Origin of the sequence: Escherichia sp. Marseille-Q3837, from assembly GCF_916618735.1 — a bacterium.
GTDB lineage: Bacteria > Pseudomonadota > Gammaproteobacteria > Enterobacterales > Enterobacteriaceae > Escherichia > Escherichia ruysiae.
Genome location: NZ_CAKAKC010000001.1, coordinates 405,388 through 425,310 on the forward strand (window position 1 = coordinate 405,388; position 19,923 = coordinate 425,310).

The 19,923-nt window shown below is 49.9% G+C and carries 16 protein-coding genes, 3 tRNA genes and 4 rRNA genes; 10 read left to right on the top strand and 13 right to left on the bottom strand.

Features of this window, described 5'->3' with window-relative positions; genetic code table 11:
* Positions 1-248 precede the first annotated feature (248 nt).
* The 5 genes from LG381_RS01870 to LG381_RS01890 all read left to right on the top strand — a co-directional run bounded on the left by LG381_RS01870 (position 249) and on the right by LG381_RS01890 (position 5,054).
* Positions 249-470 carry a membrane protein gene (locus LG381_RS01870; RefSeq protein ID WP_000825639.1) on the top strand — a complete coding sequence of 74 codons (222 nt, stop codon included), beginning with the start codon at positions 249-251 and terminating at the stop codon, positions 468-470.
* 430 nt (positions 471-900) lie between these two features.
* Positions 901-1,926 (top strand): amino acid ABC transporter substrate-binding protein, encoded by a 1,026-nt coding sequence (locus tag LG381_RS01875; RefSeq protein ID WP_225761959.1) that lies wholly within the window; start codon positions 901-903, stop codon positions 1,924-1,926.
* A 67-nt stretch (positions 1,927-1,993) separates the two neighbouring features.
* Entirely contained in the window at positions 1,994-3,175 is a 1,182-nt protein-coding gene (locus LG381_RS01880) for an amino acid ABC transporter permease (protein WP_010345327.1), read from the top strand.
* 9 nt (positions 3,176-3,184) lie between these two features.
* Positions 3,185-4,288 carry an amino acid ABC transporter permease gene (locus LG381_RS01885; RefSeq protein ID WP_032226589.1) on the top strand — a complete coding sequence of 368 codons (1,104 nt, stop codon included), beginning with the start codon at positions 3,185-3,187 and terminating at the stop codon, positions 4,286-4,288.
* A gap of 7 nt (positions 4,289-4,295) precedes the next feature.
* Positions 4,296-5,054, top strand: coding sequence for an amino acid ABC transporter ATP-binding protein (locus LG381_RS01890; protein ID WP_000078344.1), 759 nt, complete (start codon positions 4,296-4,298; stop codon positions 5,052-5,054).
* 261 nt (positions 5,055-5,315) lie between these two features.
* Here LG381_RS01890 and rrf (LG381_RS01895) read toward each other — a convergent pair.
* The 7 genes from rrf (LG381_RS01895) to LG381_RS01925 all read right to left on the bottom strand — a co-directional run bounded on the left by rrf (LG381_RS01895) (position 5,316) and on the right by LG381_RS01925 (position 10,664).
* Positions 5,316-5,431 (bottom strand): 5S ribosomal RNA (gene rrf, locus LG381_RS01895).
* A 39-nt stretch (positions 5,432-5,470) separates the two neighbouring features.
* Positions 5,471-5,546 (bottom strand) — tRNA-Thr (locus LG381_RS01900).
* A gap of 14 nt (positions 5,547-5,560) precedes the next feature.
* Positions 5,561-5,676: ribosomal RNA gene (gene rrf / locus LG381_RS01905) — 5S ribosomal RNA — on the bottom strand.
* 99 nt (positions 5,677-5,775) lie between these two features.
* Positions 5,776-8,678: ribosomal RNA gene (locus LG381_RS01910) — 23S ribosomal RNA — on the bottom strand.
* 181 nt (positions 8,679-8,859) lie between these two features.
* A tRNA-Ala gene (locus tag LG381_RS01915) sits at positions 8,860-8,935 on the bottom strand.
* A gap of 42 nt (positions 8,936-8,977) precedes the next feature.
* Positions 8,978-9,054, bottom strand: a tRNA-Ile gene (locus tag LG381_RS01920).
* A gap of 68 nt (positions 9,055-9,122) precedes the next feature.
* Positions 9,123-10,664: ribosomal RNA gene (locus LG381_RS01925) — 16S ribosomal RNA — on the bottom strand.
* Together the 16S, 23S and 5S rRNA genes with 3 tRNA genes alongside form the textbook arrangement of a ribosomal RNA operon.
* 471 nt (positions 10,665-11,135) lie before the next feature.
* On the opposite strand from LG381_RS01925, the gene LG381_RS01930 reads away from it, so the two are divergent.
* Positions 11,136-11,690: a gamma carbonic anhydrase family protein gene (locus LG381_RS01930; RefSeq protein WP_225761960.1), complete on the top strand. Its 555-nt coding sequence runs from the start codon at positions 11,136-11,138 to the stop codon at positions 11,688-11,690.
* Here the strand turns inward: LG381_RS01930 and LG381_RS01935 are convergent.
* From LG381_RS01935 to dprA, 6 genes are read right to left on the bottom strand one after another with little or no spacing between them, the layout of a single operon-like run.
* Positions 11,666-11,923, bottom strand: a complete 258-nt coding sequence (locus LG381_RS01935; protein ID WP_001070563.1) for a DUF1488 domain-containing protein — start codon at positions 11,921-11,923, stop codon at positions 11,666-11,668. The two genes, LG381_RS01930 and LG381_RS01935, sit on opposite strands and share 25 nt — an antisense overlap.
* Positions 11,920-12,738, bottom strand: coding sequence for a shikimate dehydrogenase (gene aroE, locus LG381_RS01940; RefSeq protein ID WP_000409178.1), 819 nt, complete (start codon positions 12,736-12,738; stop codon positions 11,920-11,922). The genes LG381_RS01935 and aroE overlap by 4 nt, the downstream gene beginning before the upstream one ends.
* Positions 12,739-12,742: 4 nt before the next feature.
* Entirely contained in the window at positions 12,743-13,315 is a 573-nt protein-coding gene (gene tsaC / locus LG381_RS01945) for an L-threonylcarbamoyladenylate synthase type 1 TsaC (RefSeq protein ID WP_010346162.1), read from the bottom strand.
* Between the two features lie 4 nt (positions 13,316-13,319).
* Positions 13,320-13,862, bottom strand: a complete 543-nt coding sequence (locus tag LG381_RS01950; protein ID WP_010346159.1) for a type I DNA topoisomerase — start codon at positions 13,860-13,862, stop codon at positions 13,320-13,322.
* Between the two features lie 28 nt (positions 13,863-13,890).
* A complete protein-coding gene (smg, locus tag LG381_RS01955) occupies positions 13,891-14,364 on the bottom strand; it encodes a DUF494 family protein Smg (RefSeq protein ID WP_000460672.1) in 474 nt (157 codons plus the stop codon).
* Positions 14,336-15,460, bottom strand: coding sequence for a DNA-protecting protein DprA (dprA, locus tag LG381_RS01960; protein ID WP_000228513.1), 1,125 nt, complete (start codon positions 15,458-15,460; stop codon positions 14,336-14,338). The genes smg and dprA overlap by 29 nt, the downstream gene beginning before the upstream one ends.
* 129 nt (positions 15,461-15,589) lie before the next feature.
* Here dprA and def point away from each other — a divergent pair, with 129 nt between their 5' ends.
* From def to trkA, 4 genes are read left to right on the top strand one after another with little or no spacing between them, the layout of a single operon-like run.
* Entirely contained in the window at positions 15,590-16,099 is a 510-nt protein-coding gene (def, locus tag LG381_RS01965) for a peptide deformylase (RefSeq protein WP_000114984.1), read from the top strand.
* A gap of 14 nt (positions 16,100-16,113) precedes the next feature.
* On the top strand, positions 16,114-17,061 hold the full coding sequence (gene fmt / locus LG381_RS01970) for a methionyl-tRNA formyltransferase (RefSeq protein ID WP_225761961.1): 948 nt from the start codon (positions 16,114-16,116) through the stop codon (positions 17,059-17,061).
* Positions 17,062-17,112: 51 nt separating this feature from the next.
* Positions 17,113-18,402, top strand: a complete 1,290-nt coding sequence (rsmB, locus tag LG381_RS01975) for a 16S rRNA (cytosine(967)-C(5))-methyltransferase RsmB (RefSeq protein ID WP_085461313.1) — start codon at positions 17,113-17,115, stop codon at positions 18,400-18,402.
* A gap of 21 nt (positions 18,403-18,423) precedes the next feature.
* The gene (trkA, locus tag LG381_RS01980) at positions 18,424-19,800 is read left to right on the top strand and encodes a Trk system potassium transporter TrkA (RefSeq protein ID WP_000691382.1); all 1,377 of its coding nucleotides are present in this window, start codon (positions 18,424-18,426) and stop codon (positions 19,798-19,800) included.
* Positions 19,801-19,923: the final 123 nt, after the last annotated feature.

Below are 19,923 nucleotides of genomic sequence, written 5' to 3' on the forward strand. Positions count from 1 at the left end.
AGAAACATAAAGGCGCTTTCGGGCGCCTTTATTATTTTTAGTGAAAACCATAAAAATTAATAAGATAATCTTCTGCTCACTCTTTAAAAACTTTTCGTAGCCCATGTTCCCTTCACTATTTTTACAATTCACATAATTTGTCATTATTCATTCCGCAAGATTTATAACCTCCAGTGATAAAATGGTACTCAGCTCGTTAATAAGAGAGTTAACTTATTAAGCGTTAGCGTTATTACTGAGGTAACACCATGAAAAGATTAATTCCTGTGGCATTGCTCACCGCATTGCTGGCGGGCTGTGCTCACGATTCCCCCTGCGTTCCGGTTTATGACGATCAGGGACGCCTGGTTCACACCAATACCTGTATGAAAGGTACAACACAGGATAACTGGGAAACTGCCGGGGCTATTGCTGGCGGAGCAGCGGCTGTCGCCGGCCTTACGATGGGGATCATTGCTCTGTCAAAATAACTGAACAGAGCGCGGACTTTCGCGCTCTGTTTAACGATACAGAATCTACCAATACGTTAAACACCGCTATATTTCGCTGGCTAATCCCATTTTAATTAAGCATTTTATCTCGCAGCATTATCTCAATGTCGAAATAACGCATTAATTTATTTTTTAATCACATCCTCCCCACCGATACTCACGCCAATAATCATTATTCTGCTTAGCAAAATACGAGTAAATATTTTGCGCCAAAATGTGGCGCATGTTTCATTTTCGCACCATTGCGGGGCGCTGTTTTTATTATTTCCTGTCTACACTCAGCTTATTGCGACGCGAAATCGTGCGCAAAAGCTGGCACTACTTTTGCTTATAAGAGGATGGCCACAGACAGGTAAAAGGCGTTTCCCAAACGTCCTATAACGATAATTTTCGCCTCACAGGAAGCATTATGAAAAAGATGATGATAGCCACACTGGCTGCCGCCAGCGTGCTGCTTGCCGTTGCAAATCAGGCACAGGCTGGCGCGACACTCGATGCCGTAAAGAAAAAAGGTTTTGTACAATGCGGGATCAGTGACGGATTGCCTGGATTCTCTTATGCCGATGCAGATGGCAAGTTTTCTGGTATTGATGTTGATGTTTGTCGTGGCGTTGCCGCCGCTGTATTTGGCGACGACACAAAAGTGAAATACACCCCGCTCACCGCAAAAGAACGTTTCACTGCATTGCAATCTGGCGAAGTGGATTTGCTCTCTCGTAATACAACCTGGACTTCATCTCGTGACGCAGGCATGGGAATGGCATTTACTGGTGTCACTTATTACGATGGCATTGGTTTCCTGACGCACGATAAAGCGGGGCTAAAAAGCGCAAAAGAGCTGGATGGCGCAACGGTCTGTATTCAGGCTGGTACAGACACCGAGCTCAACGTCGCCGATTACTTCAAAGCGAACAAAATGAAGTACACGCCCGTGACCTTCGATCGCTCTGACGAATCCGCGAAGGCACTGGAATCTGGTCGCTGCGATACGCTGGCCTCGGATCAGTCACAACTGTATGCATTGCGAATCAAATTAAGCAACCCAGCCGAATGGATCGTGCTGCCAGAAGTTATCTCTAAAGAACCGCTCGGGCCGGTAGTCCGCCGTGGCGATGACGAATGGTTCTCTATTGTGCGCTGGACGCTTTTCGCCATGCTGAATGCTGAAGAGATGGGCATCAATTCCCAGAACGTCGATGAAAAAGCGGCGAATCCGGCAACGCCTGATATGGCGCATCTACTGGGTAAAGAGGGCGATTACGGCAAGGATCTGAAGCTGGATAATAAATGGGCTTACAACATCATCAAACAGGTGGGTAACTACTCGGAAATTTTTGAGCGTAACGTAGGTTCAGAAAGCCCGCTGAAAATTAAACGTGGGCAAAATAATCTCTGGAATAACGGCGGTATTCAGTATGCGCCGCCCGTGCGTTAAGTCGATATGAGGTAACGAGCGTCGCCACGGCGGCGCTCTCTTTAGCGTTATGGTTTCCGAGGTTCCTATGTCTCATCGCCGCACAACCGTTAAAGGTTCACTTTCATTTGCCAATCCTACAGTGCGCGCCTGGCTTTTCCAGATCCTTGCCGTTGTCGCCGTCGTCGGTATTGTAGGCTGGCTATTCCATAACACCGTAACGAATCTCAGTAATCGCGGCATTACTTCAGGTTTTGCCTTCCTGGATCGCGGCGCTGGCTTCGGTATCGTCCAGCATTTGATCGATTACCAGCAGGGCGATACCTACGGACGCGTTTTTATTGTCGGCTTGCTCAACACGTTACTGGTTTCAGCATTGTGTATTGTGTTCGCTTCTGTTCTGGGCTTCTTTATCGGTCTGGCGAGACTTTCGGATAACTGGCTACTACGAAAGCTTTCCACTATTTATATTGAGATCTTCCGTAATATTCCGCCGCTGCTGCAAATCTTCTTCTGGTATTTTGCCGTGTTGCGCAATTTACCCGGACCACGCCAGGCGGTGAGTGCGTTAGATCTGATCTTTTTGAGCAATCGTGGGCTTTATATTCCGTCACCGCAGCTGGGAGATGGGTTTCTTGCATTTATCCTGGCTGTTGTTATGGCTATAGCCCTTTCTGTTAGGCTATTCCGCTTTAATAAAACACACCAGATAAAGACCGGACAACTACGCCGAACCTGGCCTGTCGCCGTTGGGTTGATCATTGGTTTGCCTTTACTGGCACACTGGCTTTTCGGTGCAGCAGTGCACTGGAATATCCCGGCGCTACAAGGGTTTAACTTCCGTGGCGGTATGGTTCTCATACCCGAACTGGCAGCCTTAACGCTGGCTCTTTCGGTTTATACCTCTGCATTTATCGCTGAGATTATCCGCGCCGGGATTCAGGCAGTGCCTTATGGTCAACATGAAGCTGCCCGCTCGCTGGGATTACCCAACCCGGTTACGCTACGCCAGGTGATTATTCCCCAGGCGCTGCGGGTGATTATTCCACCACTTACCAGCCAGTATCTCAACATCGTCAAAAACTCCTCTCTTGCCGCCGCTATTGGCTATCCGGATATGGTTTCGCTGTTTGCTGGCACCGTGCTGAACCAGACGGGGCAAGCCATCGAAACGATAGCCATGACCATGTCGGTATATCTGATTATCAGCCTGACTATCTCGCTGCTGATGAATATCTATAACCGCCGCATCGCGATCGTTGAACGCTAAGGAGTCATGATGACAAAAGTATTACTGGCTCATCCCCCGCGCCCGGCGAGCCATAACTCAAGCCGCGCTATGGTGTGGGTGCGAAAAAATCTGTTCTCCAGCTGGGGCAATAGCCTGCTGACTATTGGCTGCTTGTGGTTGATGTGGGAATTGATTCCACCGTTGCTGAACTGGGCATTTTTGCAGGCTAACTGGGTTGGCTCAACGCGTGCCGACTGCACAAAAGCCGGTGCCTGTTGGGTTTTCATCCACGAACGATTTGGTCAATTTATGTATGGGCTTTACCCACACGACCAACGCTGGCGAATTAATCTGGCATTACTGATTGGCCTGGTTTCGATTGCGCCGATGTTCTGGAAAATATTCCCACATCGCGGTCGCTATATTGCGGTCTGGGCGGTGATTTATCCACTTATCGTCTGGTGGCTGATGTATGGCGGTTTTCTTGGTCTTGAGCGGGTTGAAACCCGGCAATGGGGCGGGCTGACGCTAACTTTAATTATTGCATCAGTTGGAATTGCGGGGGCGCTACCGTGGGGGATCTTACTGGCGTTAGGCCGCCGCTCCCATATGCCGATTGTGCGTATCTTATCGGTCATTTTTATCGAGTTCTGGCGCGGCGTACCGCTAATCACCGTCTTGTTTATGTCTTCGGTAATGCTGCCGCTGTTTATGGCAGAAGGCACCAGTATCGACAAACTGATCCGCGCACTGGTTGGAGTGATCCTGTTTCAGTCAGCATATGTTGCGGAAGTCGTGCGAGGCGGATTACAGGCACTGCCTAAAGGGCAATATGAAGCGGCGGAATCACTGGCGTTGGGTTACTGGAAAACTCAGGGGCTGGTTATTCTGCCACAGGCGTTGAAGCTGGTAATTCCTGGGCTGGTAAATACCATCATCGCACTCTTCAAAGATACCAGCCTGGTGATCATCATCGGGTTGTTCGATCTTTTCAGTAGCGTTCAGCAGGCAACCGTTGATCCCGCCTGGTTGGGTATGTCGACGGAAGGGTATGTTTTCGCCGCGCTGATCTACTGGATCTTCTGTTTCAGCATGTCACGTTATAGCCAGCATCTGGAAAAACGTTTTAACACCGGGCGTACACCGCATTGAGGACACTATGAGCCAAATTTTACTGCAACCTGCTAACGCGATGATTACGCTTGAAAATGTTAACAAGTGGTATGGGCAATTCCATGTACTGAAAAATATAAATTTAACCGTGCAACCGGGAGAACGAATCGTTCTGTGTGGCCCATCTGGTTCCGGGAAATCGACAACCATTCGTTGTATTAATCATCTGGAAGAACATCAACAGGGACGGATCGTGGTGGATGGGATCGAACTTAACGAAGATATCCGCAATATTGAGCGTGTCAGACAGGAAGTGGGAATGGTCTTTCAGCATTTTAATCTTTTCCCACATCTGACCGTTTTACAGAACTGTACCCTTGCACCTATTTGGGTACGCAAGATGCCAAAGAAAGAGGCTGAAGCTCTGGCGATGCATTACCTTGAGCGGGTGAGAATTGCCGAACATGCACAGAAGTTTCCCGGACAGATCTCCGGTGGTCAGCAGCAACGCGTTGCTATAGCACGTTCACTTTGTATGAAGCCCAAGATTATGCTGTTTGATGAACCAACATCCGCGCTCGATCCGGAGATGGTAAAAGAAGTGCTGGATACGATGATTGGGCTGGCGCAATCGGGTATGACGATGTTGTGCGTAACGCATGAGATGGGATTTGCGCGAACCGTCGCTGACCGGGTGATTTTTATGGATCGCGGAGAGATAGTGGAACAAGCTGCACCAGATGAGTTTTTTGCGCATCCTAAATCAGAGCGTACTAGGGCATTTTTATCGCAGGTAATCCATTAAGTTGCGTTTCCTGGACTGAAAAGGTGAATCCAACTTTTTTTTCGCACAATGCAAAAAGGCCATCCTTTCGGATGGCCTTTCGCCTGATTTGATGTCTGGCAGTTTATGGCGGGCGTCCTGCCCGCCACCCTCCGGGCCGTTGCTTCGCAACGTTCAAATCCGCTCCCGGCGGATTTGTCCTACTCGGGAGAGTGTTCACCGACAAACAACAGATAAAACAAAAGGCCCAGTCTTCCGACTGAGCCTTTTGTTTTATTTGATGTCTGGCAGTTCCCTACTCTCGCATGGGGAGACCCCACACTACCATCGGCGCTACGGCGTTTCACTTCTGAGTTCGGCATGGGGTCAGGTGGGACCACCGCGCTACTGCCGCCAGACAAATTCTTTTCTAATCTGCCGAACTTTAACCTAAAAAGTGGTGCTGATACCCAGAGTCGAACTGGGGACCTCACCCTTACCAAGGGTGCGCTCTACCAACTGAGCCATATCAGCACGCTAAATTTGATGCCTGGCAGTTCCCTACTCTCGCATGGGGAGACCCCACACTACCATCGGCGCTACGGCGTTTCACTTCTGAGTTCGGCATGGGGTCAGGTGGGACCACCGCGCTACGGCCGCCAGGCAAATTCTGTTTTATCAACACGTCGTTCTTCAACATGTCGATTTAATCTGTATCAGGCTGAAAATCTTCTCTCATCCGCCAAAACAGCTTCGGCGTTGTAAGGTTAAGCCTCACGGTTCATTAGTACCGGTTAGCTCAACGCATCGCTGCGCTTACACACCCGGCCTATCAACGTCGTCGTCTTCAACGTTCCTTCAGGACTCTCAGGGAGTCAGGGAGAACTCATCTCGGGGCAAGTTTCGTGCTTAGATGCTTTCAGCACTTATCTCTTCCGCATTTAGCTACCGGGCAGTGCCATTGGCATGACAACCCGAACACCAGTGATGCGTCCACTCCGGTCCTCTCGTACTAGGAGCAGCCCCCCTCAGTTCTCCAGCGCCCACGGCAGATAGGGACCGAACTGTCTCACGACGTTCTAAACCCAGCTCGCGTACCACTTTAAATGGCGAACAGCCATACCCTTGGGACCTACTTCAGCCCCAGGATGTGATGAGCCGACATCGAGGTGCCAAACACCGCCGTCGATATGAACTCTTGGGCGGTATCAGCCTGTTATCCCCGGAGTACCTTTTATCCGTTGAGCGATGGCCCTTCCATTCAGAACCACCGGATCACTATGACCTGCTTTCGCACCTGCTCGCGCCGTCACGCTCGCAGTCAAGCTGGCTTATGCCATTGCACTAACCTCCTGATGTCCGACCAGGATTAGCCAACCTTCGTGCTCCTCCGTTACTCTTTAGGAGGAGACCGCCCCAGTCAAACTACCCACCAGACACTGTCCGCAACCCGGATCACGGGTCAACGTTAGAACATCAAACATTAAAGGGTGGTATTTCAAGGTCGGCTCCATGCAGACTGGCGTCCACACTTCAAAGCCTCCCACCTATCCTACACATCAAGGCTCAATGTTCAGTGTCAAGCTATAGTAAAGGTTCACGGGGTCTTTCCGTCTTGCCGCGGGTACACTGCATCTTCACAGCGAGTTCAATTTCACTGAGTCTCGGGTGGAGACAGCCTGGCCATCATTACGCCATTCGTGCAGGTCGGAACTTACCCGACAAGGAATTTCGCTACCTTAGGACCGTTATAGTTACGGCCGCCGTTTACCGGGGCTTCGATCAAGAGCTTCGCTTGCGCTGACCCCATCAATTAACCTTCCGGCACCGGGCAGGCGTCACACCGTATACGTCCACTTTCGTGTTTGCACAGTGCTGTGTTTTTAATAAACAGTTGCAGCCAGCTGGTATCTTCGACTGATTTCAGCTCCATGAGTAAATCACTTCACCTACATATCAGCGTGCCTTCTCCCGAAGTTACGGCACCATTTTGCCTAGTTCCTTCACCCGAGTTCTCTCAAGCGCCTTGGTATTCTCTACCTGACCACCTGTGTCGGTTTGGGGTACGATTTGATGTTACCTGATGCTTAGAGGCTTTTCCTGGAAGCAGGGCATTTGTTGCTTCAGCACCGTAGTGCCTCGTCATCACGCCTCAGCCTTGATTTTCCGGATTTGCCTGGAAAACCAGCCTACACGCTTAAACCGGGACAACCGTCGCCCGGCCAACATAGCCTTCTCCGTCCCCCCTTCGCAGTAACACCAAGTACAGGAATATTAACCTGTTTCCCATCGACTACGCCTTTCGGCCTCGCCTTAGGGGTCGACTCACCCTGCCCCGATTAACGTTGGACAGGAACCCTTGGTCTTCCGGCGAGCGGGCTTTTCACCCGCTTTATCGTTACTTATGTCAGCATTCGCACTTCTGATACCTCCAGCATGCCTCACAGCACACCTTCACAGGCTTACAGAACGCTCCCCTACCCAACAACACATAGTGTCGCTGCCGCAGCTTCGGTGCATGGTTTAGCCCCGTTACATCTTCCGCGCAGGCCGACTCGACCAGTGAGCTATTACGCTTTCTTTAAATGATGGCTGCTTCTAAGCCAACATCCTGGCTGTCTGGGCCTTCCCACATCGTTTCCCACTTAACCATGACTTTGGGACCTTAGCTGGCGGTCTGGGTTGTTTCCCTCTTCACGACGGACGTTAGCACCCGCCGTGTGTCTCCCGTGATAACATTCTCCGGTATTCGCAGTTTGCATCGGGTTGGTAAGTCGGGATGACCCCCTTGCCGAAACAGTGCTCTACCCCCGGAGATGAATTCACGAGGCGCTACCTAAATAGCTTTCGGGGAGAACCAGCTATCTCCCGGTTTGATTGGCCTTTCACCCCCAGCCACAAGTCATCCGCTAATTTTTCAACATTAGTCGGTTCGGTCCTCCAGTTAGTGTTACCCAACCTTCAACCTGCCCATGGCTAGATCACCGGGTTTCGGGTCTATACCCTGCAACTTAACGCCCAGTTAAGACTCGGTTTCCCTTCGGCTCCCCTATTCGGTTAACCTTGCTACAGAATATAAGTCGCTGACCCATTATACAAAAGGTACGCAGTCACCCCATAAAAGAGGCTCCCACTGCTTGTACGTACACGGTTTCAGGTTCTTTTTCACTCCCCTCGCCGGGGTTCTTTTCGCCTTTCCCTCACGGTACTGGTTCACTATCGGTCAGTCAGGAGTATTTAGCCTTGGAGGATGGTCCCCCCATATTCAGACAGGATACCACGTGTCCCGCCCTACTCATCGAGCTCACAGTATGTGCATTTTTGTGTACGGGGCTGTCACCCTGTATCGCGCGCCTTTCCAGACGCTTCCACTAACACACACACTGATTCAGGCTCTGGGCTGCTCCCCGTTCGCTCGCCGCTACTGGGGGAATCTCGGTTGATTTCTTTTCCTCGGGGTACTTAGATGTTTCAGTTCCCCCGGTTCGCTTCATTAACCTATGGATTCAGTTAATGATAGTGTGACGAATCACACTGGGTTTCCCCATTCGGAAATCGCCGGTTATAACGGTTCATATCACCTTACCGACGCTTATCGCAGATTAGCACGTCCTTCATCGCCTCTGACTGCCAGGGCATCCACCGTGTACGCTTAGTCGCTTAACCTCACAACCCGAAGATGTTTCGTAAAACACCATCGTGTTGCGAAAATTTGAGAGACTCACGAACAACTTTCGTTGTTCAGTGTTTCAATTTTCAGCTTGATCCAGATTTTTAAAGAGCAAAACTTCGCAGTGAACCCTTGCAGGTACACTCTGAAGTATTTTTTATTTAATCACTACAGAGATGGTGGAGCTATGCGGGATCGAACCGCAGACCTCCTGCGTGCAAAGCAGGCGCTCTCCCAGCTGAGCTATAGCCCCATAACATGTAGTTAAAACCTCTTCAAATTTGCGGTGCAAATTTGGTAGGCCTGAGTGGACTTGAACCACCGACCTCACCCTTATCAGGGGTGCGCTCTAACCACCTGAGCTACAAGCCTGTAGAGGTTTTACTGCTCATTTTCATCAGACAATCTGTGTGAGCACTTCAAAGAACGCTTCTTTAAGGTAAGGAGGTGATCCAACCGCAGGTTCCCCTACGGTTACCTTGTTACGACTTCACCCCAGTCATGAATCACAAAGTGGTAAGCGCCCTCCCGAAGGTTAAGCTACCTACTTCTTTTGCAACCCACTCCCATGGTGTGACGGGCGGTGTGTACAAGGCCCGGGAACGTATTCACCGTGGCATTCTGATCCACGATTACTAGCGATTCCGACTTCATGGAGTCGAGTTGCAGACTCCAATCCGGACTACGACGCACTTTATGAGGTCCGCTTGCTCTCGCGAGGTCGCTTCTCTTTGTATGCGCCATTGTAGCACGTGTGTAGCCCTGGTCGTAAGGGCCATGATGACTTGACGTCATCCCCACCTTCCTCCAGTTTATCACTGGCAGTCTCCTTTGAGTTCCCGGCCAAACCGCTGGCAACAAAGGATAAGGGTTGCGCTCGTTGCGGGACTTAACCCAACATTTCACAACACGAGCTGACGACAGCCATGCAGCACCTGTCTCACAGTTCCCGAAGGCACCAATCCATCTCTGGAAAGTTCTGTGGATGTCAAGACCAGGTAAGGTTCTTCGCGTTGCATCGAATTAAACCACATGCTCCACCGCTTGTGCGGGCCCCCGTCAATTCATTTGAGTTTTAACCTTGCGGCCGTACTCCCCAGGCGGTCGACTTAACGCGTTAGCTCCGGAAGCCACGCCTCAAGGGCACAACCTCCAAGTCGACATCGTTTACGGCGTGGACTACCAGGGTATCTAATCCTGTTTGCTCCCCACGCTTTCGCACCTGAGCGTCAGTCTTCGTCCAGGGGGCCGCCTTCGCCACCGGTATTCCTCCAGATCTCTACGCATTTCACCGCTACACCTGGAATTCTACCCCCCTCTACGAGACTCAAGCCTGCCAGTATCAGATGCAGTTCCCAGGTTGAGCCCGGGGATTTCACATCTGACTTAACAGACCGCCTGCGTGCGCTTTACGCCCAGTAATTCCGATTAACGCTTGCACCCTCCGTATTACCGCGGCTGCTGGCACGGAGTTAGCCGGTGCTTCTTCTGCGGGTAACGTCAATGAGCAAAGGTATTAACTTTACTCCCTTCCTCCCCGCTGAAAGTACTTTACAACCCGAAGGCCTTCTTCATACACGGGGCATGGCTGCATCAGACTTGCGCCCATTGTGCAATATTCCCCACTGCTGCCTCCCGTAGGAGTCTGGACCGTGTCTCAGTTCCAGTGTGGCTGGTCATCCTCTCAGACCAGCTAGGGATCGTCGCCTAGGTGAGCCGTTACCCCACCTACTAGCTAATCCCATCTGGGCACATCCGATGGCAAGAGGCCCGAAGGTCCCCCTCTTTGGTCTTGCGACGTTATGCGGTATTAGCTACCGTTTCCAGTAGTTATCCCCCTCCATCAGGCAGTTTCCCAGACATTACTCACCCGTCCGCCACTCGTCAGCGAAACAGCAAGCTGTTTCCTGTTACCGTTCGACTTGCATGTGTTAGGCCTGCCGCCAGCGTTCAATCTGAGCCATGATCAAACTCTTCAATTTAAAAGCTTGATGCTCAAAGAATTAAACTTCGTAATGAATTACGTGTTCACTCTTGAGACTTGGTATTCATTTATCGTCTTGCGACGTTAAGAATCCGTATCTTCGAGTGCCCACACAGATTGTCTGATAAATTGTTAAAGAGCAGTTGCGACGCGGCTTTCAGCTCACTGTCGCGAGGTGGCGTATATTACGCTTTCCTCTTTCAGAGTCAACCCTGAATTTCAGGATTTTTCTCTTCGTTGTTACGACCATCTTGTGAAGTGTTTCACGTTGTCGTCTCAACGGAGGCGCATTATAGGGATCCCAATTTTTTGCACAAGTACTTTTTTGATCTTTTTTTCTGTTTGTTCTTTTTTCAGCCTCTTTGCTGCATTCACATGCAAAATGGCGCATTTTTACATAGCAAAACACTTGCGCAAGGCTAATAAAGCACCCAAAGTCATAGATAAATCATTTTTCGTTGAGGTAAGTATGTCAGACACTCTACGCCCATACCGGGATCTTTTTCCACAAATCGGTTCGCGAGTCATGATTGACAGTAGCAGTGTGATTATTGGTGATGTTCGGTTGGCCGATGATGTGGGGATCTGGCCACTTGTTGTAATTCGTGGTGATGTTAATTATGTTCAGATCGGCGCCCGAACCAATATCCAGGATGGCAGCGTCTTACACGTGACCCATAAATCAACGGCTAATCCACAAGGCAATCCGTTAATCGTCGGCGAAGACGTTACGGTTGGACATAAAGTGATGCTCCACGGCTGCACCATTGGCAATCGAGTGTTGGTTGGGATGGGCTCAATTTTACTTGATGGCGCAGTAGTAGAAGATGATGTGATGATTGGGGCGGGTAGCCTGGTCCCACAAAATAAACGGCTGGAGAGCGGATATCTGTATCTCGGTAGCCCCGTCAAACAGATCCGCCCGTTAAGTGATGAAGAGAAGGCTGGGTTACGCTATTCCGCGAATAATTACGTGAAATGGAAGGACGAATATCTGGATCAGGGTAACCAGACCCAGCCTTGATCATCTTCACTTTGTTCCTGAATTAAGTTTTCCGCTTCTTCTTCCAGGTCCCAGCGATGCTGACGAAAACTCGCTAACCACTGTTCTGGCGTATCTCCAGTAAAGCGATACGCCAGGCTCTCGCCAGAGATCGCACATGTCAGTTGCATACCATTCACCAGAGCGGGAAAACATACACATTTTTTATTCTCGTCCCACTCTTCCCTGTCTGGAAACTGGATGGCCTGATTCACACCGCCAGCTCCTGTTGCAATTGTTTGATGACCGGTTCTACATCAGGCAGAACGCCATGCCAAAGAAGGAAGGCATGAGCCGCCTGTGCCACCAGCATCCCTAAACCATCAGCATTACGCTTTGAGCCTCGCTGCTCACACCATGCCAGAAAAGGTGTTTTTCCTTTCTGATAGAACATGTCATAACAACAAATACCTGGATGGATGAGCGATGCTGGGATCGCGGGAATATCACCACTGATGCCACTGGATGTTGCATTAATAATGAGATCGAACTCATGACTTTCCAGTTCATCCATACCCAACGCCTGAATACTGCCAGTATGCGCAAACAATTTAGCCAACTCTTCCGCGCGGGAAACCGTCCGATTAGTGATTGTCACCGCACAGTCCAGGGAAAGAAGTGGCAGTAGTACACCGCGAGATGCCCCGCCAGCACCAATGAGCAGGATACGTAACCCGGGGCGGATAAAAGAGAGACGTTCCAGATCGCTTAACAAACCTACGCCATCGGTATTGTCACCCAGCAGGCGCCCATCTTCTAACTGCTTGAGGGTATTAACAGCACCAGCCAACGCTGCCCGTTCAGTGAGTTCATCCGCTCTGGCAAAAGCCTCTTCTTTAAAAGGCACCGTCACATTCGCACCTTTACCACCAGCACTAAAGAAAGCGTTCAGTGTGTTGATGAAATCATTGATGGGTGCCAACACGCGCCCATAGGGATGTTCAATATTCAGTTGCTGAGCAAATTGCTGATGAATGAATGGCGATTTGCTGTGGGCTATCGGATTACCAAAAACAGCATAGATTTCCATTATGTTACCCCTGTCGAAACAGTTCACCCGTCAGGGCATCGCGGATTTCTGAAGGATTTAAACGCCCCCCCGTTTCACCAGGCACAACCGGGAACGCCGCGCCAAATTGTGCGCGAACTTCGTCTACTGTCCGGCAAGGTGGCAATCCACTCAAGTTGGCACTAGTAGAAACCAGCGGTTTACCATAAGCCTGGCACAAAGCAATCACCAACGGATGGTCGGTGACTCGTACAGCAAGCGAATCAAAGCGCCCCGTCAACCAGCGCGGTGTTGTCGCAGGCGCGGGAAAGACAAAGGTGACAGGACCTGGCCAGCGGGAAAAAATGGTTTCACGCTGCGCGTCCGTCAGCATGCTGTCATCGATATAAGGTTTGAGCTGCTCGTAATTTGCTGCGATTAAAATCAGCCCCTTATCAACCGGACGCTGTTTTAACTCCAACAGTCGCATCACTGCAGTTTCGCTATCAGGATCGCACCCGACACCGAAAACAGCTTCCGTTGGATAGGCGATGACACGTTCTTCATTGAGGACATCTACCGCAGCCGCGATAGCGTCTCCTTGCAGGTTATTATTCACGTTATTATTCCGCCGAAACCGGCTTTCCACATTGTTTACTGGCACAGAAATGTTTAACACCCTGCGCGGTTTTCTTTTCGATGAGTAGCGGATAGTGACACTCAGGGCACTCTCCGGCTATGGGTTTGAAGTTAATAGCAAATTGACACTCCGGGTAGCGATCACAGGAGTGGAATGTTTTGCCATAACGGGAGCGGCGCTGGACCAGATGACCCGTCCGACATTGGGGACATGTAATTGCCGTTTCGTCCGGTTTATCGATAAGTTCAGTATGTTCGCATTCAGGGTAGTTACTGCAGCCAATAAACATACCAAAGCGTCCCTGGCGTAATACCAGATTTGCGCTACATGCAGGGCAAACTTGCCCCTCCAGAACTTTGACGATATGCCCATCCGCTGAAGATTTCAGAGGACGGACGTAGTCACACGCCGGATACTGTGAGCACCCAAGAAACGGACCGTGTTTCCCGGATCGAATAACCAGATCAGCCCCGCACTTTGGGCAGGACTCATTATTACGCACCGTGAACAGTGCTGATTTCGCCATAACAACTTATGCTGAATTAAAGAAATGATTAATGCAGCATACCTTCATTCACTTCAAAGAGTAATTCTTCCATTTGCTGGTACGCATTTTCGCAACCCGGAATATTGAACAACACCATCAGGATCACCCATTTTAGATCTTCCAGGTCGAACTCTGCGGTATCCAGCGCGAGCACTCGCTCTATCACCATTTCACGGGTTTCAAGGTTAAGCACCTGAATTTGCTCAAGGAAAAGCAGAAAACCACGACAACTGGCATCCAGTCTTTCACACTCTTCCGGGGTATAAATACGCATGGAGAGTGGATCAGAGGCCAGTTGCATTGGCTCTGCCAGTCCTTCCTGATAATCCGCAAGCTTTTCCAGCCAAAGCAGGGCATTGTAGATATCTTCTCGATCAAATCCTGCATCGGTAAGATCCTGTTCAAGTTTGTCTTGATCCACACGCAACTCAGCTTCTGTGTGAATATAGGTTTCAAACAAATACATTAGTACGTCGAACATGGCATGCCCTCCTCAATCGGACATAGCCGCCGGGTACTGCTGCGATCCACCCTGCTAACTCCAGTTCTAGTAGTTGAGTAACTACCTCTGGCACAGGTTGGCCGGCACGTTCAGCGACGACGTCAACAGGTGTTACCTCATCTCCTACGTTAGCCAGGAGCTCAGGAAATGGCAATGCCACGTCTTCCTGATCCGGTGAATAAAATGAATTTTCAGGGGCATCTGGCAACCAGTGCAATCCGTATTGCAAATTTTCCAGGATTTCTTCCGGTTCCGTCACAAGAGTCGCACCTTGTTTTATTAACCAGTGAGGTCCTTCGCTTCCCGGACTCCCTAATGGACCGGGCAGGGCAAAAACTTCTCGCCCCTGTTCAAGCGCACAACGTGCTGTCACCAAAGAACCACTACGTAAAGCAGCTTCTACCACCAGTACACCTTTACTTAGACCACTGATAATGCGATTTCTTCGCGGGAAATTGTAAGACAGTGGCGGAACATCCAGCGGAAATTCGGAAACGATAGCGCCTCCCTGTTCAAGCAGACTAGCGGCGAGTTGAGCATGGCGACGCGGATGGATGGTATTGAGTCCATTTCCCAAGACCGCAATACTAACGCCATTTACCTGTACCGCCGCTTTATGTGCCACACCGTCGATTCCACGCGCCAGCCCACTGGTAATCGTTACGCCACGTGTCGCCAGCGATTCGCAAAATAATCGTCCCCATCGCTCGCCATACCATGAATGAGCACGACTTCCCACGACGGCAAGCTGAAATGATCGCAATGCGGGAAGCCCCCCGGCAACAAACAGAGCACCGGGATAATCAACCGTTGCGAGAAGTTGAGGAGGATAAAATTCGCTATCCGCAGGGATTAAATGATGATTGGGTTGTTCAAGCCAACAAAGTGAGCTTTCAATACTCTTTTGCGGAAATGAAAGAAAGCGTTGTGCCTGCCGCAATGTAAGCCCTGTTTGCTGCAATACAACCGCATCAATATACGACTGTTTTGCCAGCCAGTGAGCGATACGAACCATATCATCGCCGTACAAGCTGCTGATGCCCATCAGACGCAGCCAAATTTCTGTATCGACCATCCTTATCTCCCTGCCATAAGCAGCCTTAGCAATCTTTGCGATTGGTCAGTGATGCTGTCAATCAGAGGGGGATTTGTCTAGAATAGAAGAAATAATCTTTCTAACTCCTGAACACATCTCTGGAGATTTATGTCAGTTTTGCAAGTGTTACATATTCCGGACGAGCGGCTTCGCAAAGTTGCTAAACCGGTAGAAGAAGTGAATGCAGAAATTCAGCGTATCGTCGATGATATGTTCGAGACGATGTACGCAGAAGAAGGTATTGGCCTGGCTGCAACCCAGGTTGATATCCATCAACGTATTATTGTTATTGATGTTTCGGAAAACCGTGACGAACGGCTGGTGCTAATCAATCCGGAGCTTTTAGAAAAAAGCGGCGAAACAGGCATTGAAGAAGGTTGCCTGTCGATCCCTGAACAACGTGCTTTAGTGCCACGCGCTGAGAAAGTTAAAATTCGCGCCCTGGACCGCGACGGTAAACCATTTGAACTGGAAGCAGACGGCCTGTTAGCCATCTGTATTCAGCATGAGATGGATCACCTGGTCGGCAAACTGTTTATGGATTATCTGTCACCGCTGAAACAACAACGTATTCGTCAGAAAGTTGAAAAACTGGATCGTCTGAAAGCCCGGGCTTAAGGATAAGAACTAACGTGTCAGAATCACTACGTATTATTTTTGCGGGTACACCTGACTTTGCAGCGCGTCATCTTGACGCGCTGTTGTCTTCTGGACATAACGTTGTTGGCGTGTTTACCCAACCCGACCGACCAGCAGGGCGCGGCAAAAAGCTGATGCCAAGTCCGGTCAAAATGCTGGCTGAAGAAAAAGGCTTACCCGTTTTTCAGCCTGTTTCTTTGCGTCCACAAGAAAACCAGCAACTGGTCGCTGACCTGCAAGCTGATGTTATGGTTGTCGTCGCCTATGGGCTGATTCTGCCTAAAGCTGTGCTGGAGATGCCACGTCTCGGCTGTATCAATGTTCATGGTTCACTGCTGCCTCGCTGGCGCGGTGCTGCACCAATCCAACGCTCACTATGGGCGGGTGATGCAGAAACTGGTGTGACCATTATGCAAATGGATGTTGGTTTAGACACCGGTGACATGCTCTATAAGCTCTCCTGCCCGATTACTGCAGAAGATACCAGTGGTACGCTGTACGACAAGCTGGCAGAGCTTGGCCCACAAGGGCTTATCGCCACATTGAAACAACTGGCAGACTGCACGGCGAAACCAGAAATTCAGGACGAAACTCTTGTTACTTACGCCGAAAAGTTGAGTAAAGAAGAAGCGCGTATTGACTGGTCACTTTCGGCAGCGCAGCTTGAACGCTGCATTCGCGCTTTCAATCCATGGCCAATGAGCTGGCTGGAAATTGAAGGACAGCCGGTTAAAGTCTGGAAAGCGTCGGTCATTGATACGGTAACCAACGCTGCCCCAGGAACGATCCTTGAAGCCAACAAACAAGGCATTCAGGTTGCGACTGGTGATGGCATCCTGAACCTGCTCTCGTTACAACCTGCGGGTAAGAAAGCGATGAGCGCGCAAGACCTCCTGAATTCTCGTCGGGAATGGTTTGTTCCGGGCAACCGTCTGGCCTGATAGTCCACTCTTCTAAGCCCGGTCTTGCCGGGCATTTTTATTTTTATACTTATGAAAAAACAACGTAATTTACGTAGCATGGCGGCCCAGGCCGTTGAACAAGTCGTCGAACAAGGGCAATCATTAAGCAACATTCTGCCACCGCTACAGCAAAAAGTTTCCGATAAAGACAAAGCCCTTCTTCAAGAGTTGTGCTTTGGCGTATTGCGTACGCTCTCACAGCTAGACTGGCTGATTAATAAGTTAATGGCCCGTCCGATGACTGGCAAACAGCGTACTGTGCATTACCTGATTATGGTTGGTTTGTATCAACTGCTTTATACCCGCATTCCACCTCATGCTGCGCTGGCTGAAACGGTTGAAGGTGCTGTCGCAATTAAGCGCCCGCAACTTAAGGGGCTGATTAACGGCGTGTTACGCCAGTTCCAGCGTCAGCAAGAAGAGTTATTAGCCGAGTTTAATGCCAGTGATGCACGTTATCTACATCCTTCCTGGTTGCTGAAGCGTCTGCAAAAAGCGTATCCAGAGCAGTGGCAATCCATCGTCGAAGCCAATAACCAGCGTCCGCCAATGTGGCTGCGCGTTAATCGTATGCATAATTCCCGCGATAACTGGATTGCACTTCTGGAAGAGGCTGGTATGCAAGGCTTCCCACATGCGGATTACCCGGATGCTGTACGCCTGGAAACACCCGCACCTGTTCATGCGCTACCCGGTTTTGAAGAAGGATGGGTTACCGTTCAGGATGCATCAGCACAAGGTTGCATGACCTGGCTTGCTCCACAAAATGGTGAATACATTCTGGATCTTTGTGCCGCCCCCGGCGGTAAAACAACGCATATCCTTGAAGTGGCACCAGAAGCGCAAGTGCTGGCGGTCGATATTGATGAGCAACGGCTCTCTCGCGTTTACGACAATTTAAAACGCCTTGGTATGAAGGCAATCGTGAAACAAGGTGATGGCCGTTACCCTTCCCAATGGTGTGGCGAGCAACAGTTTGATCGCATTTTATTAGATGCGCCTTGTTCGGCAACCGGTGTGATTCGTCGCCATCCGGATATTAAATGGTTGCGTCGCGATCGCGATATCCCGGAACTCGCTCAGTTGCAGTCTGAAATCCTTGACGCCATCTGGCCACATTTAAAATCCGGTGGAACCCTGGTTTATGCTACCTGTTCGGTGTTGCCGGAAGAGAATAGCCAGCAGATTAAAGCCTTTTTGCAACGTACTGATGATGCCGTACTTTGCGAAACAGGAACACCTGAGCAACCTGGTAAGCAAAATCTTCCAGGCGCCGAAGACGGTGACGGCTTCTTTTACGCTAAGCTAATCAAAAAGTGATGAGATAACGGGTCGCGACTGATGAAAATTATCATTCTGGGTGCCGGTCAGGTTGGCGGCACGCTGGCGGAAAACCTGGTTGGCGAGAACAACGATATTACCGTTGTCGATACTAATGGTGAGCGTCTGCGGACCTTGCAGGATAAATTTGATCTGCGTGTTGTGCAGGGGCATGGCTCTCATCCACGCGTATTGCGAGAGGCAGGTGCCGACGACGCCGATATGCTGGTTGCTGTAACCAGTTCAGATGAAACTAATATGGTTGCCTGCCAGGTAGCCTACTCACTTTTCAACACCCCTAATCGCATCGCTCGTATCCGCTCGCCGGACTACGTTCGAGATGCTGATAAGCTATTCCATTCTGATGCCGTACCGATTGATCATCTGATCGCGCCAGAGCAGTTGGTTATCGATAATATTTACCGACTGATTGAGTATCCCGGCGCATTGCAGGTGGTGAACTTCGCTGAGGGTAAAGTCAGTCTGGCTGTGGTTAAAGCCTATTATGGTGGCCCGCTGATTGGTAATGCACTTTCGACCATGCGCGAACATATGCCACATATCGATACTCGTGTTGCAGCAATTTTCCGCCACGATCGCCCCATTCGTCCGCAAGGTTCGACCATCGTTGAAGCTGGTGATGAAGTGTTCTTTATTGCCGCTTCACAGCATATCCGCGCGGTGATGAGCGAATTACAACGTCTGGAAAAACCGTATAAGCGGATTATGCTGGTAGGCGGCGGCAATATCGGCGCTGGGCTGGCGCGTCGTCTGGAAAAAGATTACAGCGTCAAACTCATCGAACGTAATCAGCAGCGCGCTGCCGAACTGGCGGAAAAGTTGCAGAATACGATCGTCTTTTTTGGCGATGCGTCGGATCAGGAACTGCTGGCTGAAGAACATATTGATCAAGTTGATCTGTTTATTGCCGTCACCAACGATGACGAAGCCAATATCATGTCCGCCATGCTTGCCAAACGTATGGGGGCGAAAAAGGTGATGGTGTTGATCCAGCGTCGCGCTTATGTGGATCTGGTTCAAGGAAGCGTGATCGATATTGCGATTTCACCGCAACAGGCAACTATTTCTGCGTTGCTTAGTCATGTGCGAAAAGCTGATATTGTTGGTGTTTCCTCACTCCGTCGCGGTGTGGCTGAAGCTATTGAAGCTGTTGCTCACGGTGATGAGAGCACTTCTCGTGTTGTTGGTCGGGTTATTGATGAAATTAAACTGCCGCCTGGGACAATTATCGGTGCGGTGGTACGTGGAAACGACGTGATGATTGCTAATGATAATTTACGCATTGAGCAAGGCGATCACGTAATTATGTTCCTCACAGATAAAAAGTTTATTACCGACGTCGAAAGACTCTTCCAGCCAAGCCCTTTCTTTTTGTAATTAATAAGGCGTCTAATGACGCCTTATTATTTCCCTTTGATTATCAAGGATTAATTAAATTCATTCCTGGCAGGAAAATGGCTTAACATTTGTTAGACTTATAAATGTTAGCTTCATAGGGAG

Excerpts from the sequence above, each read along its gene's own strand:
- LG381_RS01870 (WP_000825639.1), top strand. The coding sequence starts at position 249 with ATGAAAAGATTAATTCCTGTGGCATTGCTCACCGCATTGCTGGCGGGC.
- LG381_RS01875 (WP_225761959.1), top strand. The coding sequence starts at position 901 with ATGAAAAAGATGATGATAGCCACACTGGCTGCCGCCAGCGTGCTGCTT.
- LG381_RS01880 (WP_010345327.1), top strand. The coding sequence starts at position 1,994 with ATGTCTCATCGCCGCACAACCGTTAAAGGTTCACTTTCATTTGCCAAT.
- LG381_RS01885 (WP_032226589.1), top strand. The coding sequence starts at position 3,185 with ATGACAAAAGTATTACTGGCTCATCCCCCGCGCCCGGCGAGCCATAAC.
- LG381_RS01890 (WP_000078344.1), top strand. The coding sequence starts at position 4,296 with ATGAGCCAAATTTTACTGCAACCTGCTAACGCGATGATTACGCTTGAA.
- LG381_RS01930 (WP_225761960.1), top strand. The coding sequence starts at position 11,136 with ATGTCAGACACTCTACGCCCATACCGGGATCTTTTTCCACAAATCGGT.
- aroE (WP_000409178.1), bottom strand. The coding sequence starts at position 12,738 with ATGGAAATCTATGCTGTTTTTGGTAATCCGATAGCCCACAGCAAATCG.
- LG381_RS01950 (WP_010346159.1), bottom strand. The coding sequence starts at position 13,862 with ATGGCGAAATCAGCACTGTTCACGGTGCGTAATAATGAGTCCTGCCCA.
- smg (WP_000460672.1), bottom strand. The coding sequence starts at position 14,364 with ATGTTCGACGTACTAATGTATTTGTTTGAAACCTATATTCACACAGAA.
- dprA (WP_000228513.1), bottom strand. The coding sequence starts at position 15,460 with ATGGTCGATACAGAAATTTGGCTGCGTCTGATGGGCATCAGCAGCTTG.
- def (WP_000114984.1), top strand. The coding sequence starts at position 15,590 with ATGTCAGTTTTGCAAGTGTTACATATTCCGGACGAGCGGCTTCGCAAA.
- rsmB (WP_085461313.1), top strand. The coding sequence starts at position 17,113 with ATGAAAAAACAACGTAATTTACGTAGCATGGCGGCCCAGGCCGTTGAA.
- trkA (WP_000691382.1), top strand. The coding sequence starts at position 18,424 with ATGAAAATTATCATTCTGGGTGCCGGTCAGGTTGGCGGCACGCTGGCG.